A 15,048-nucleotide genomic window follows, 5' to 3' on the forward strand; every position below is an offset into this window, starting at 1 on the left:
CTAAACCCCTTTGAAACAAAAAGAAAAAAGGCCCCGTCAGGGACCTCATCTCGGGTTTGCGATGTGCAAGTGGCGGACAGGAAGGGATTCGAACCCTCGAGACGGTCACCCGCCTACGCACTTTCCAGGCGCGCGCCTTCGACCACTCGGCCACCTGTCCGCGTTCCGTCTATCCAATAAGCGGGTAGTGCTGCAAGCCCAAAAAGTGTTTTTTAAACCAGGTGCAGGTTCACGCGGCGGTTTTGTTTGCCTTTGCTTTCAACCTTGCCAAGACGCACCGCTCCGATCTCCGCTGTGCGCGCCACATGAGTGCCACCGCAAGGCTGCAAATCAACACGAGAGCTCCCCTCTCCGATGGCCACAAGGCGGATTTTGCCGCGTCCGCGCGGCGGCGCAACCGACATAGTTTTGACAAGCTCTGGCTGTGCAGCGAGCTCGTCTTCGCTGATCCAAGCTTGCGTGACCGGCAGATCCAGATCGACCAACCGATTGAGAGCCAGCTCGACAGCCTCACGGTCCTCAAGCGGGTCCGGCATCAAAAAATCAAGCCGCCCCTTATGTTCAGCGATCTGTCCGCCCGTGACCGGCAGCGCCAGAACAACCGACAACAAATGCAGCGCTGTGTGGACGCGCATATGCCGGTGGCGGCGGTCCCAATCCAGAGATTGGTGAAGCTTTACGCCCACATCCGGAAGCGCCTCAGGCGCGGCCGGCACCAGCACGATTTCCGAGCCAGCACCCTTGACCGCGGTTGCAATGTCCAGCGTCTTGCCATCCCAGCTGATCTGGCCACTGTCCCCCGGTTGGCCACCTCCAGTGGGGTAGAAAACGGATTGATCAAGCACAACACCGCCCTCGGCCGTATGCCCCAATACGGTGGCGGGGCTGTCACGCAGATAAGCATCTTGCAAATACAGGGCTGCACTCTCAAGACCGCTCATTCAGTTTCTCCCAAAGCCGTATCAGAAGGAGAGGCAGCGGCGGGAGCTTTAGGTTTCTCAGATGCACTGCCCGGCAAAAGCGCCTCTGGATTTCTAATCCAAATATCGCGCTGACCGAAGGGAATCTCGATATTCTCGGCAGCAAACCGCCGCGCTATTTCATGATTCATATCCGAGCGCACAGACATAACGAAATTCACATCTCGCAAAATGGCCCTGATTTCAAAATCGAGGCTATCAGCACCAAACCCTTGGAAAATGACAGAAGGTCGGGGGTTGGCCAGCACCATCGGATGGGCTTCGGCGATCTCCATAAGAATTGACTCGATCCAGCGGGTGTCTGTTCCATAAGCAACACCCACGGGAACAATGACCCGCCCAACCGTGTTGCCACGGGTAAAATTTGTGACCTTGCCGCTGATCAGATCAGCGTTTGGCAAGATCACATCAGACCGGTCAAAGGTTTCAATTCTGGTCGAGCGCACAGAAATGTCTCGCACCGTGCCATGGGTGCCCCCCACCTCAATCCAGTCGCCCTCCGAAATCGGGCGTTCAATCAACAAGATGATCCCGGAAACAAAATTTGAGACGATGTTCTGAAGGCCAAAGCCAATCCCGACAGACAGCGCACCTGCAACGATTGCAAGGTTGGAAAGATCTATCCCTGCGCTGGTTATGGCGGCCAAGGCGGCCAGAAAAATACCGACATAGCCGACACCGGAGACAAGCGCATTCTGGCCTCCGTGATCCATTTTTGTCTTCGGCAAGACGGTGTTCTTCAAGGCCCCTTGAAGCAAGCGTGTCATGGTATAACCCACCACAAAAACGACGGCGAACATCAGAAAGCCACCAGCCGTGATGCGGGTGTCGCCGATTGTCAAACCTTCTTGGGCGCGTGTCCAGAACTCTGAAATTCGCGCATCGCTCGTGCCCCAAATCCGTAGGAACTCAGGCGTGGCCAACACGATCAGGGTAAAGCCGCCCAATATCGGCACCAACCCCTCGCGGGCCTCCTCTGCACCCCTGCGCAGTAGAACCCAGGTTTCCGCCAGCACACGCTGAGCAAGGATTAACAGCGCAACAAGCACAAGTGTCTCAATCGTCTGAAAGCTGATCGTTCGGCCCGCTTCAAAATAGCCCAATGCAGACAGCACAGGCCCGATCACCCCGACAAGCACAACAGCCCGCCCGAGCAAACCATACATCCGGTCGACATAGCGCAGAGGTTCTTCACTTGTGAGTTCTGCCGCAGCTGTTTCGGCATGTTGGCGCAACAAACGCCCCAAGCGCCACAAAAAGGCTCCCGCAAAGGCAACAAGCGGGAAATACAACACCGCCCGCGAGCTGGCCGCCCAATTGTCATAGCGGGCGAATTCGTCAAACAAGAAGCTGATCCCGAAGAGAACGCCAAGGGCAATCACGCTTTGACGACCGCGCGTGTTTTGCGCTTCACTCAAGGTAAAGCTGTGAAAACTACGATCACTGCGCGCAAAGACAAACGCACTGAGCCAAATCGACAGGATTACAAAAAAACCACCCCGCACAATGGCATCCAAGAGCGGGCCCAATCGCAAACCCACAAGCTCGGTGAGGTAAATCGAATTGACCAGACCAAACAAACCGATGCAGGCAACGGCCAGTTGTAGCAGCGATAGAGCAAAGGCCGAGAGCCACCCTTTCGCTGTTTTGCGGTGACGCACAAACCGCTCGCTCAGTGCGCGCACCCAACGCCAGCCCAACAGCAGAAATACAACAGAGAGCGTCGCCCCGCCTACCAGAGCGGGCAAGTTGTTTTGAAAGGCCTTGCGCTGGTTTGGATTGTTCCAGCCGTTGATGACTTCACTGCGGGTGCTGGTGATCGAACCACGCAGATCAGACCAGCTGCGCGCCCATATCGTGGGGTTCAAGGGCGTCGGACCGCGCTCAAGAAAAGCATTGGTTTGTCGCTCTGCAACGATCCGGTCAATCTCTGCAATCAGGGCATCTGCCCGGCTCTGAGCAACCTCGGCGCGCTTTCCTGGCGCCACAAGCTCAGCAAGGCGCTGGTTAAGCGCGTCACGTTGTTGGGCAATCTCGTCAGGCTCAGCGCCGCCCTCCGGAGCCGGTCCAAGGGTCTCGATTTGTGCCCTAACGGTGGAAATCAGCCGTGCATTGGCATCTTTGAGCTCCAAAAATTGCGCGCGCCAAGCCGACAAATCCCTGCGCACATTCTCCAAAATACTGTCCGATGCCCGCCCCGCCTCGACCGCATCCTCAATCCTTTCTGCAAAACTGTTCCACTGCTCAAAATCCACTTTGGCAACAGCAGACGATTGCGCAAAAAGGGGGCCAATGAGCAGAAATGCGGCCAAAAGCCAGGCGAAAACATGTCTCATGCGCCCGACCGCGCCCGCGCGGCTCATTCGGAAGCCTCAAACACAGCCGGCAGCTCGCGTTCGGCCTTGTCCAGCCACGCCGGAACCGGCAGCTCCTTGCTGCGCAGGAAGTCAGGGTTGAACAATTTTGATTGGTAGCGTGTGCCATAGTCACAGAGAATGGTCACAATCTTATGGCCAGGACCCATTTCGCGCGCCATCCGCACAGCCCCAGCAATGTTGATACCCGAAGAGCCGCCCAAGCAGAGGCCTTCGTCGGCCAACAGATCAAACACATAAGGCAGCGCTTCCTCATCGGGTATCTGATAAGACATATCCGGCGTGAACCCTTCGAGGTTCTTGGTGATCCTCACTTGCCCGATCCCTTCCGCGATGGAGCTTCCCTCAAGCTTGATTTCACCGGTCGTATAATGGCTGTAAAGGCCTGCCCCCATAGGGTCTGCAAGTCCGATCTTCACCCCTTTGGGCTGAAGAGCCTGCGCCGTGCCCGCGAGGGTGCCGCCAGATCCAACAGCGCAAATAAAGCCATCTAATGTGCCATCCGTTTGGCTCCAAATTTCCGGTCCGGTGGTCTCTACATGGGCCTGCTTGTTGGCGACATTGTCAAACTGATTGGCCCATACGGCTCCGTTTGGTTCGGTTTGCATCAACGCGGCTGCAAGGCGCTCGGAATAGTGCACAAAGTTATTCGGATTGCGATAGGGAGCCGCCGGCACCTGCACAAGTTCTGCCCCGGCGAGGCGCAGCATTTCCTTTTTTTCTTCGCTCTGGGTTTGCGGAATCACAATGACCGTCCGAAACCCCATAGAAGCCCCAACCAACGCCAGTCCAATGCCGGTGTTTCCAGCAGTGCCCTCAACAATAGTGCCGCCCGGTTTTAGGGTTCCACGGGCAATGGCATCCTTGATAATATAGAGCGCGGCGCGGTCCTTGACTGACTGCCCCGGATTGAGAAACTCGGCCTTGCCATAAATTTCGCACCCGGTTTCTTCACTGGCACGCTTCAGCTTTATCAGCGGTGTGTTCCCCACCAATTGCGCCAAATCATTCGCAACCTTCATGTCTCGCTCCTTGCAGCTTCGCGGCTCAATCTAGAGCCTCACAAGAACCGCCACAAGCCGGTAGCCAGAGGAAAGCCAACTGTTCTGTTTGGCACCTTGCTGAAGGGAAATCATCCCGTTTTCAGACGGCTTCTCTCGCCTTTGAGCCACAACAAGAGATGCAGCAACGGGCCAACGTTTATTTCGCCGGTTTGCATCAACAACTCAGCCTCTTCAAACGATAGAAGATGGCTGCGAATGTCTTCTGACTCGCAGCTAAGGCCACCCAGGCCGGCGATCCCGTCAGCAAGGTCACATAAGCCAACAAAGGTATGAAAATAGGTGCTGACCTCTCCAGGAGATGGATAATAGTTCGCAACCGGCAAGAGCCTATCCAGCGTCAATCCGGCTTCTTCCAATGCTTCGCGCGCGGCCGCCTCTTCTGGCGTTTCCCCAAAATCAATACGGCCCGCAATGGGCTCCAACGTCCATGGGTGGCAATCGCCGCGCCCAAAAGGACCCATCCGAAATTGCTCAATCAGCAGCACCCGATCTCGCTGCGGATCATAGGGCAGCACAAGTGCGGCATCTCCTGTCAGAAACACCTCCCGCGACAGGGGGCCACTTTGGCCTCCATCAAAACGAGGAAAAGACAGCGAAAGCCTGTCTGTTCGAAAATAACCCAGATGGCAGCACTCCACCTCAGACACCTCGATATCCCCGTGCTGGCCCGCGCTGCGCAGCTCTGTTGGCGCGGCCTCAGATTGTGCAATATGCCGAGAAAACGCCCGGGCTTTGATACGCTCGAAAACCAGTGGGATGTCAACCGGACGAAGCTTGCCAAAAAGCGCCATGAGCTCTTTGGCCGCGTGTTGGGTCACAGGCCAATGTTGCTCCGTCCAGCTTGCAAGGCTCCACGGCTCCGCAGCGTGCCAAAGCCCCTCTTGTGGAAAGTAAACCAACGCCTCTGCCCCCTCAACAGTGCAGCGGCGCAGCTCATAGCCAAAACCCAGTTCGTAATAGTCCAACCGCGCCTTTTCTTCAGGGGTGACCTCTTGCAACAACAGCCCGTTGCAGCGCCTACCCGGCTCTGCAACAATCAACGGAAAGTCCTGATCCTGTGCCCGCGCAACATGGTGGCCCTCAAGCGCGGCCTCGCGCAGCCGCGACATGGGCAGATGGCCCAATACAATCTCCAGCAATCCCATATGCCGAAGCGTGCCGTATAAGAAAATCTGGGTCACGTGAGCTCTCTATTTTTTCTGGCCTAGCGCCAGCGACGGCTGGCAAACTCTGCAAAAAGACCACCAAATATACCCGCCACCAGTAATATCAGGATGATTTGGGGTCTCAACAGTTCGGCGCCATAGTTCAAGCCAAATTCCAGTGCGCCCAACAAGGCCTCCATGAGCCCGTCATAGCGACTGTCCAGCGCGCGTCGCAACATTTCTATGCTTGCATGGGCGAACAAACACCAAAAAACCGCCGCCGCAATGGCTGTCAGGCCAAGCCCGGTGGCAACCGAATAGGGGTTCCCAATCCGACTGCCCAACATGAACCAGCCCAGAAAAGCGCAAATTGCTAAATTTATCTCCAGAAACCGCCCGAAATTTAGCGCAGGCTCCTGCGCCAGCATCGCCGCCATAACCATCTGACTCACAAAATAGGCAACAGCAGCGAGATAAATCGCCGAAAGCAATCTGGCAGCAGTGGGCATCTAAACTCGTTTCACCAATGTAATTTGCACTACATCACAGTTACCGCCACGAAAGGAGGCAGCGCAAGAGGTTAGATAGAAATTCCACATTCTGCGAAACCGCTCATCAAACCCCATCTGCGAAATATCCGCCCAATCCGCATTGAAGCGCTCATGCCAGTGTCGCAGAGTCTTCGAATAACTTTCCCCAAACTCAAGGCATCCGACCTCTTCAAGCCCGGCCTTGAGCACCTGTTGTCGCAACACGGTCTTTGATGGCAGCATCCCGCCGGGAAAAATATATTTTTGAATGAAATCAACGCCTTTTCGGTAAACCTCAAAGCGCGCCTCTTGCAACGTGATGATCTGCAAACACGCCCGTGCCTCAGGCTTGAGGCACCCTTGGAGCTTGTCAAAATAGACGGGCCAGTATTTTTCCCCAACCGCCTCAAACATTTCAATCGAAGCAATCCCGTCATAAACACCATGTTCATCACGGTAATCTTGCATTCTCAAGTCAACCCGATCAGCAACCCCGGCGCGCGCCATCCGGGCTTGCGCATAGCGCAATTGCTCAGCGCTGATTGTCAGCCCGGTGACACGCAACCCCCGCTCTTTGGCGGCATACTCAGCAAAACCGCCCCAGCCGCAGCCGATCTCAAGAATATGATCACCCTCTTTCACGTTCAAAGCGTCAACAAGAGCCGCGTATTTGGCTCTCTGTGCCACGGCAAGAGGTTCGTTGCCTGTTTTGAAGAGAGCGCTTGAATAGGTCATCGTTTCATCCAGCCATTTGGCATAAAACGCATTTCCAAGGTCATAATGATACGCAATATTCTTGCGGGCGCGCGCCTTGCTGTTGGAGCGCAAAATATGGCGCAGGCGCTCGTAAGCCTTGAGCAACCCTTTGCCGGGAAATCCGCGGTAAAGCACTTCATTTCCCGCATTCATCAAATCCAGAAAAGCCTGCAAATCAGGGGAGGACCACCCCTGCTCGAGATAAGCGTCACAAAAGCCCAGTTCGCCATCGCGAAGCAACCGCGCAAAAACGTCTGGGTCATGTATATGAACCGCCGCAACAGGCCCTGCCTGTTGGCCAATCGCGCGAAACAACCGTCCGTCTGGCAGGGTGATGTCGAGTTGGCCCCGCGATATGCGCTGTGCCGCTTCAAAGACCTGAGAAAAATACCTGGGCAGGTTTTTTTGCCCTTTCGTCTCAGTCAATATCATCGCTGGCCTCCTTGTGTCATCGGCGCGCACCTCTCGCGGGGTGTTCACCGCCCAACTCTCTTTAGCATTGTTTTCTATCTGGCAGAATAGGCGGCCAAGGCCCGCTCGCGACCTTCCTTTAAGCCGACAATCGGCGCCCCGCGCCGCTCGTTGGGTGCAGCGCCTTGCGACAAGTAGATCGCGTCGTAATACTGCAAGGCCGTTTGCGGCGGGCTTCGTTGACCTTCCGCAAGCCAACGCCTGACATAGGCGTGATCGGGGTCAAACTTCTTCAATTGGGTCTCTGGGTTGAAAATCCTGAAATAGGGCGATGCATCCGGCCCGGACCCAGCCACCCATTGCCATCCCATAGCGTTGTTCGCAGGGTCATAATCAATCAGCTGATCCGCAAACCAACGCTCGCCCACACGCCAATGAACCATCATGTGTTTGGTCAGATAGCTGGCGGCCACCATACGGGCGCGGTTGTGCATCTTGCCGGTGACCCATAACTCACGCATGGCGGCGTCTACAAAATCAACGCCTGTCCGGCCCAGCTTCCAGGCAAGAACCTCAGGCGTGTCCGTGGCCTCGCTCCAGGGAAACGTCTCCCATCCCGGACGCCAGTTGTCGCTGAGAATATGAGGCGTGTGAAACATCAGATGATGGGCAAAATCTCGCCAGGCAATCTGGCGCAGAAAAGGCTCTAACCCGCCGGTTCCAGATGCGGCCGCCTTTTGCCCGCTATCCCAGATACTGCGCGCTGAAATTTCTCCATAAGCCAAGTTGTCAGAGAGATCCGAAGTCCCTGACAACGCCAGATTGTCTCGCGCTTCTGCGTAGGTCTCTGCGCGCTCAGACAAGAAGGTTTCTAGCTTTTCCCAAGCTTTGGCCTCGCCAGCTCCCGTGTGGCCCGCAACAACCTGCGCGCCTCTTTGCATCTTGGCCCCCAAGCGCCACTGCGCCAAAGTCTCCGAGGCCGGCCAGACACCCGGACCTTCCAACGCCCCCGGAGCAGGCCGGGGTGGCGCAACCTCATGGGCTTGCATGGCCCGCCAAAATGGCGTGAAGACTTTGTAATAATCGCCGGTTTTGGTTTTTATGGCCATGGGCTCATGCAGCAAATGCCCGGCATGGCTCTGCGCGGTATACCCTTGCGCTCGCAAGCCGGCTTTCAACGCCGTGTCAATCGCGATCGACTCCGGGTCATAGAGACGGTTCCAATGCACCTCTGTGGCCCCGGTCTCGGAGATCACCGCCTGCAAGGCTTCCTGCGCATCTCCACGACGCAGGATTAGTCTTGAGCCAAGCTCCTCAAGCGCCCGTGACAGCGCTTTGAGAGCCGCCTCTAAACGCCAGAGCGGAGCGGCTCCCAGGCTCTCAAACCGTTGATCCAGGACAAACACCGCAACAACCGCTCCCGCGGCAACACTGGCTGATAAAGCCGGGTTGTCCTTCAGACGCATATCGCGCCGAACCCACCAGATCGCTGTCTTTGTCATTTTTTTCTTTGCCCCGCCTCAGATAGGAACCCTACGGCAAGGCCTCGCGTCCAGATCACAATACCCGCTCAAGCGCTTGGATAAGCTTATCAATTTCTGCTTTGTTGGTATAATGCACGAAGGAAAGCCGCAAAACGCCCCTCTGCATATCCACGCCCATGGCCTGAAGCGCGCGCACCGCGTAAAAATCACCGCCCCCGGCCATGATGCCCTGCTGCGCGAGGTCCGCAGCAACATCTTCGCCATTGGCACTCAAAGCGAGCGCAACCGTAGGCGCGCGCAGCGTTGCATCTGCGGGGCCAATCAGGCGCACCGAATTCTTGGCGGTGAGATAGTCCAGCAAAGGTTGCAACAACTGAACTTCATGGGCGCGCATCATATCATGGACAGCCATCGCGCGCTCTGCTGCGGAGCCTTCAACACCATGATGCCAAGCCAAGGCCTCCGCGTAATCCGCCATCCCCGCACAAGCGGCAACCTGCGCATGATCTGGTCCCGCAGGTGTGAAACGCTTATAGAGGCTGCCAGCATTGAAATAATGCCCCTGGTTGGGCAGAATTTCGCCCAAGGCGCGACGCATCACCATAATGCCCTGATGAGGGCCGTATGTTTTATAGGCCGAAAACAAGTAGATATCCGGCCCCATCAACCCGACGTTTGGAATACCATGGGGCGCATAGCTGACCCCATCAACGCAAACAAAAGCGCCCGCCGCGTGCGCCAGCGCGGTGATTTCCACCACCGGGTTGATCTCACCAACCACATTCGAGCAATGTGGAAAACACACAAGCCGCACGCGCTCGTCGAGCAACTCTTCCAGCTTGCTCAGCTCCAGATGGCCCGTCTCCGGATCAATCTGCCACTCGCGCACCTCAAAGCCCTCTTCTGCCAACCGCCGCCAAGGCCCGGTATTGGCTTCATGGTCTTGATTGGTCACAATCACCGCATCGCCTGGCTGCATGAACTGGCGAAACGCGTTGGCCAGCACATAGGTGTTTTGGGTCGTTGAGGGCCCGAAACTCACTTCATCGGCCTCTACCCCCATCATGGCCGCCAGGCGGCTACGGGCCTCATCCATTTCGGCACCGCCCAATCGGGACGCTTCATAGGGGGCATATGGCTGGACCTTGCGCTGCGTATAAAAGCGCATCAACCGTTCAATCACGGGTCGACAGGTGTAAGATCCTCCCGCGTTTTCAAAAAACGCCTGACCGGCAAGAGAGCCCTGTTCAAAAGCCGGAAACTGTGCGCGCACAAAATCAATATCGAGGTTCATGTTTCGCTCCTTCATTTGACATTTTCACCGGCACCGGATCGCACACGGATTGAAGCGCTCTGCCCTACAACCATCTGCGCAATCTGTCAGCCGGTCTCACCCCAATGCGGCGATCAGTTTTTCGGCATGTGCCTTGATCACTTCCATATCTCCCATGACACCAGCCGGACCCAAAGATTTGCCGCTGTGGCGGGGTAAGATGTGAAAATGCAAATGAAACACCTCCTGCCCTCCAGCAGCCTCGGAGAACTGTTGCAATGTAATGCCATCTGCCCCAAAGGCTTTCATCGCCGCATTGGCGACCGTGCTTACGGTCGCCATACAGGCGCAAAGCTGCTCAGGGCTGGCGTCCAGAATATTGCGGCAGGGTGTCTTTGGAATGACAAGGCAGTGACCGGCGCTGCGCGGCATGATGTCCATAAAACAATAGGTTTGCTCGTCCTCATACACCTTGAAGGACGGTATCTCGCCACGCAAGATTTTGGCGAAAATATTGTCCGGATCATAACTCATGGCGCACTCCTTTTTGACGCTTTGCCAGAGAGTTTCACCAAGCAGAAAGATTGGCAAGCACCTCAAACGAAAAGAGCTGCCCAAAACAGGGCAGCTCTCCCTTATTTGGCCGGGAAACCCGGCGCGATCAGGCGTTCACATCAACGACAACGCGCCCTTTGACTTGCCCCTTGAGGATGTCACGCCCCAACTGTGGCAGATCACTCAGCACTGCGGGCTGGATCATCGCTTCAAGCTTGTCCATGGGCAGATCTTTCGCGATCCTCTCCCAGGCCCGCAACCGGTTGTCATAGGGCTGCATGACACTGTCAATTCCCAACAGGTTCACACCTCGCAGCAAGAACGGAATAACCGTCGCGGGCAAGCCCGCCCCACCGGCAAGGCCAACAGCGGCAACAGAAGCCCCATATTGCATCTGTCCCAATGCGCGGGCCAGCATCTCGCCTCCCACAGCATCCACGCAGCCGCCCCATGTTTCGGCCTCTAGCGGGCGCTTCACGGTTTCGTTCAGCTCTTCGCGGGCCACAATTTGAGACGCGCCAAGGCCTGTCAGATAGTCAGCTGTTTCCGGACGGCCCGTCACCGCAGCAACTTCGTGACCAAGGTTGGCCAGAATAGCCGTTGCCACAGACCCGACACCACCGGCCGCCCCTGTCACCAAAACAGGCCCCGCCTTGATGCCGTGATCCTCAAGCGCCATCACCGCAAGCATGGCTGTGAAGCCGGCCGTTCCAACCGCCATTGCCTGCCGTGTGGTCAGCCCTGCGGGCAGTGGCACAAGCCAATCCGCTTTCACTCGGGCCTTTTGCGCATATCCACCCCAATGGGCCTCTCCCACGCGCCACCCTGTGAGCACTACCTTGTCGCCGGCTTTGTAGCGTGGATCGTTTGAGCTTTCGACAGTCCCGGCAAAATCAATGCCCGGAACATGCGGATAGTTGCGCACAAGGCCGCCGCCGGGCCCGATGCAGAGGCCATCCTTGTAATTTACAGTGGAGTAATCCACAGCCACCGTCACATCTCCCTCGGGGAGGTCCGCAACAGAAATTTGGCGAAGCTCAGCGTTTGTCTTGCCCGTCTCAGCATCTTTATCTACGATGATCGCGTTAAATTCGCTCATCTTTTTACCTCTTCCTTCAAATCCAGAATGTTTCTCTCACAGTGGCCGCACGCACACCGGCCGGCGTGATCACATCCACTTCACTGCCTTCATCCCAATGTGTCATACGCACAAGCCCAATGGACACATTCGTTGCAAAATCAGGCGAGTATGCAGCGCTGCTAATGTTTCCAACCTGTTTATCACCCACCATAATCGGCCAGAGGCGGTCACATGGCGGAACTTTGTCACCGTGTATCTCAACCGCCCGGATCTGGCGCACAGGGCCCTCTTGGGCCACACGCAACAACGCGTCCCGCCCCACACAGCCAATCGCGGAATGTGTGTTGCAAAACTTTCCCAACCCACATTCGTGCGGCGTGTTGTCATCGGTCATGTCGTTGCCGTAACTCAGCAAGCCTCCCTCGATGCGCTCGATCAGATTTGGGCATCCCGCATGGATATCATGCGCTTTACCAGCCTCCATCAAAGCATTCCAAAGCGGCATCCCGTTCTCGGTGCCATCGACATAGATCTCAAATCCACCCTGCTTTGAGTAACCCGAGCGCGCGACAACGTGTTTGCGGCCATTGAACTCCAGCATCGCGAACCGGAAAAACCGGATATCACGCACGGCATCGCCAAAAACGTCCGCCATAACATCGTCTGCCCGTGGTCCTTGCACAGCCAGCGGGCTGACATCAGGTTCATCGACCAACACATCAAGACGATACCCATAGGCAATGCCCTTGACCCAGAGCAGCAGATCGCTGTCAGCAATCGAAATCCACCAACGATCCTCCGCCAGCTTCACAGCCACCGGATCATTAAGCATTCCCCCGGTTTCATCGACGATTGGGACATAATAACACTGCCCAACCTGCATGTTGCGCAGATCACGCGGGGTGAGCATCTGCATGAGCCGTGTGGCGTCGGGCCCGCGCAGCTCCACTTGCCGCTCACAGGCCACATCCCAGAGCTGAACCGCCTCCTTGAGGTGGCGGTAATCTTCTTCAACCGATCGAAACACGGTTGGCAGGAGCATCCGGTTATAGACCGTATACCCTTTCACACCTGCGGCCTCCACACCCTCGCTAAACGGGGTGCGGCGCAGACGGCGCGACAAAGAAATCAGCGCCATTAGCGTGGACCGTGCCAATCAATCTGACAAATCTCTGCCGAGCGGCCATCAAAGTCCCAGACACGGCCAAAAGCACGCACCCGCCCTTTTGTCGCCTTGGCAACTGTGATGTCAGGGCCCATCCAATATTCCGTGTTGGTCACGACAATCTCTTTGCCGTCCTTGCCCTCGACAGGCACAACAGAGCCCTGGATTTTCTTGCCAACGGTTAGGCGGCGCTCTTTACCTTCGGTTTCGAAGCTTACAGGTGCGCGCTCTGCTCCCAGATATTCGCCGACCAGCATTCCAAACAAACCCGTTGTTCCGCGTGCCGCGCCCGAGAAAATTGCTTCCAACGCCTCATATTGCGCTTCATCGGCGCGATCATCGATAAACGCCGCAGCCTTCCAGTTGCCACGGCCCATATTCCCCGGAATCTCCAGGAACAAACCGACATTCAGCCCCGACAGGCTGACACCGCCATACTCGCCCTCGTCGATCCGCACACCAGACCAGGCCTGACAATGGCCCTCGGTGGGCGGATGCTGCCCAAGACTGACCACACAGGGGCAAAAAACGATACAGTTGCAATTGAGAATAAGCTCCCCTTTGATCGTCCAGGGAATCGTGCCGATTTCACCATCTAAAGCCATGTTCTTCCTCCTCTAAATTAGCGTGCCCGCAAGCACAAATAGCCCCCAACCAATCAGAGCAACCCCCAAAGGTTTGGTCAGCCAGCGCCCCAAATCGGGCAGTTTTTCCAAAATCATCATCGCAGTCGCCAACCCCATGAATGCGAGGTTCATCACGCCACCTACAAAGCCCAGCAACATGAGAGCCCAGCAGCACCCAAGGCAAACCAACCCAAGCCGCAGCCCATTGCGCCACGGCCCTTCATCCCAGTGTTGCATGAAAAAGCTCATGGGGCGGCGGCACTTGCTCAAACAGGCCTCTTTGAGGGCAGAAAACTGATACGCTCCCGCAAACAGCAACAAACCTGCCGTCAAAAGCGGTGATTGGCTTTGCCCCAACACATCCACAGCACCCTTGACTGTCAGGGCCATCTGCACCCCAGCTGCCAAGGCGGCGAATCCAAGCCAGACACACAAGTAACCGGCGACCAGCGTTCCAAAACGCCCCTGCCCGGTTGCGCCTGCCAAATCGTCGTATGTGCCAAAAGCCGGCAAGGCCGTTGGCGCCATCATCGCGGCCGACATCAAGGCCCACATGGCAAACAATTTAAGCAGCCCAACGCCATCCGGCGTCACGGTGCACAAGGCTTCCCAGAACTCTGATCCATAAATCTTGGAATAGGCGCGCATCTCGGCAGGTATGGCCATGACAAACAGAGCTGTCCATGCCGACGCAATCAGCACAAAAAGCATTAGCCAGTGCAGGCCTGTCATTGTTTTGATGCGGCTCAAAAGCATTCTGTTCTCATCTGCGACTCAGGTCTTGATCGCAAATGTCAGACAATTTATCCTCTGCGTAAAGAACAATTGTAAGACAAATGAAAAAAACTCGCACAACGCCCTCGGATCTCTCTGCGACAATCGCCAAAAACATCCGTGACGCCATTGTCTCGGGAGCCTTGATTGTGGATGAGCGCTTGCCCTCCGAAGCCGATCTCTCCGAGCAGTTCAACGTCTCTCGCCCAACGGTGCGTGAAGCGCTCAAACGCCTTGCGGCACAATCTCTGATCCGCACCCAGCGGGGTGCCACGGGGGGCGCATTTGTCAATCATATCAGCTTTCAAGACGCCTATCCGCAACAAATCACCACGTCGACCTTGCTTTTGAGCATGAATGACGTGAGCTTTGAAACAGCCTGCGAAGCGCGCTTTGCTCTGGAGCGGGCTTGCGCACCTCTTTCCGCACAACGGCGCAGTGCAGATCACCTCGCCACAATGCGCACCGAAATCTTTCGCCAATCACAGCCGGGTCTTTCTGATGAGGCCTGGTGCGCCTCAGATGTCAGCTTTCACCGCGCGCTGGTCGATGGTGCGGCCAACCCGGTCTTGTCCTATCAACTCGCCGGCGCAATCGAAGCGATCGAACCTTTGATGAACATGATCACCTTCACCGCCCGCTCACGCGCCGAGATCATTGCTTTGCATACCGAAATTGCTGATGGGCTGGAAGATCAAGCTCCAGACAAGGTTGATGGCGCCTTGATTGCCCTTGAAACCTACACACGACAACTCGCCAAAGACGTCTTTTCGCGCCAAAAATCTGCCAAAACCACGACCTAAATTGGCCTTTTTTGCAAGCTATGCCT

14 protein-coding genes and 1 tRNA gene are annotated in these 15,048 nt (G+C 56.3%); 1 reads left to right on the top strand and 14 read right to left on the bottom strand.

Annotated elements, in window-relative coordinates:
• Positions 1-70: 70 nt before the first annotated feature.
• The 14 genes from Q0478_RS00100 to Q0478_RS00165 form a co-directional block, all read right to left on the bottom strand.
• A tRNA-Ser gene (locus tag Q0478_RS00100) sits at positions 71-160 on the bottom strand.
• Positions 161-212: 52 nt separating this feature from the next.
• The gene (locus tag Q0478_RS00105; protein ID WP_298674708.1) at positions 213-941 is read right to left on the bottom strand and encodes an alanyl-tRNA editing protein; all 729 of its coding nucleotides are present in this window, start codon (positions 939-941) and stop codon (positions 213-215) included.
• Positions 938-3,316, bottom strand: coding sequence for a DUF3772 domain-containing protein (locus Q0478_RS00110; RefSeq protein ID WP_298674711.1), 2,379 nt, complete (start codon positions 3,314-3,316; stop codon positions 938-940). Before Q0478_RS00110 ends, Q0478_RS00105 begins: the two co-directional genes overlap by 4 nt.
• Before the next feature lie 23 nt (positions 3,317-3,339).
• A complete protein-coding gene (locus tag Q0478_RS00115) occupies positions 3,340-4,377 on the bottom strand; it encodes a cysteine synthase A (protein ID WP_298674714.1) in 1,038 nt (345 codons plus the stop codon).
• 110 nt (positions 4,378-4,487) lie between these two features.
• Positions 4,488-5,600 (bottom strand): NUDIX domain-containing protein, encoded by a 1,113-nt coding sequence (locus Q0478_RS00120; protein ID WP_298674716.1) that lies wholly within the window; start codon positions 5,598-5,600, stop codon positions 4,488-4,490.
• A 23-nt stretch (positions 5,601-5,623) separates the two neighbouring features.
• On the bottom strand, positions 5,624-6,073 hold the full coding sequence (locus Q0478_RS00125) for a TrgA family protein (protein WP_298674719.1): 450 nt from the start codon (positions 6,071-6,073) through the stop codon (positions 5,624-5,626).
• Positions 6,074-7,282, bottom strand: a complete 1,209-nt coding sequence (locus Q0478_RS00130) for a cyclopropane-fatty-acyl-phospholipid synthase family protein (protein ID WP_298674722.1) — start codon at positions 7,280-7,282, stop codon at positions 6,074-6,076.
• A gap of 74 nt (positions 7,283-7,356) precedes the next feature.
• Positions 7,357-8,763 carry a deoxyribodipyrimidine photo-lyase gene (locus Q0478_RS00135; protein ID WP_298674724.1) on the bottom strand — a complete coding sequence of 469 codons (1,407 nt, stop codon included), beginning with the start codon at positions 8,761-8,763 and terminating at the stop codon, positions 7,357-7,359.
• Between the two features lie 55 nt (positions 8,764-8,818).
• On the bottom strand, positions 8,819-10,039 hold the full coding sequence (locus Q0478_RS00140) for an aminotransferase class V-fold PLP-dependent enzyme (RefSeq protein WP_298674727.1): 1,221 nt from the start codon (positions 10,037-10,039) through the stop codon (positions 8,819-8,821).
• A 96-nt stretch (positions 10,040-10,135) separates the two neighbouring features.
• Positions 10,136-10,552: an HIT family protein gene (locus Q0478_RS00145; RefSeq protein WP_298674730.1), complete on the bottom strand. Its 417-nt coding sequence runs from the start codon at positions 10,550-10,552 to the stop codon at positions 10,136-10,138.
• Between the two features lie 127 nt (positions 10,553-10,679).
• Positions 10,680-11,672 (bottom strand): acryloyl-CoA reductase, encoded by a 993-nt coding sequence (gene acuI, locus Q0478_RS00150; RefSeq protein WP_298674733.1) that lies wholly within the window; start codon positions 11,670-11,672, stop codon positions 10,680-10,682.
• Between the two features lie 16 nt (positions 11,673-11,688).
• Positions 11,689-12,792, bottom strand: coding sequence for a dimethylsulfoniopropionate demethylase (locus Q0478_RS00155; RefSeq protein WP_298674736.1), 1,104 nt, complete (start codon positions 12,790-12,792; stop codon positions 11,689-11,691).
• Positions 12,792-13,424, bottom strand: a complete 633-nt coding sequence (locus Q0478_RS00160) for a DUF1326 domain-containing protein (RefSeq protein WP_298674739.1) — start codon at positions 13,422-13,424, stop codon at positions 12,792-12,794. Before Q0478_RS00160 ends, Q0478_RS00155 begins: the two co-directional genes overlap by 1 nt.
• 12 nt (positions 13,425-13,436) lie before the next feature.
• On the bottom strand, positions 13,437-14,201 hold the full coding sequence (locus tag Q0478_RS00165) for a DUF2182 domain-containing protein (protein WP_298674742.1): 765 nt from the start codon (positions 14,199-14,201) through the stop codon (positions 13,437-13,439).
• Between the two features lie 80 nt (positions 14,202-14,281).
• On the opposite strand from Q0478_RS00165, the gene Q0478_RS00170 reads away from it, so the two are divergent.
• Positions 14,282-15,022, top strand: coding sequence for a GntR family transcriptional regulator (locus tag Q0478_RS00170; protein WP_298674745.1), 741 nt, complete (start codon positions 14,282-14,284; stop codon positions 15,020-15,022).
• Positions 15,023-15,048 lie beyond the last annotated feature (26 nt).

Source organism: uncultured Lentibacter sp. (genome assembly GCF_937123735.1).
Lineage (GTDB): Bacteria > Pseudomonadota > Alphaproteobacteria > Rhodobacterales > Rhodobacteraceae > Lentibacter.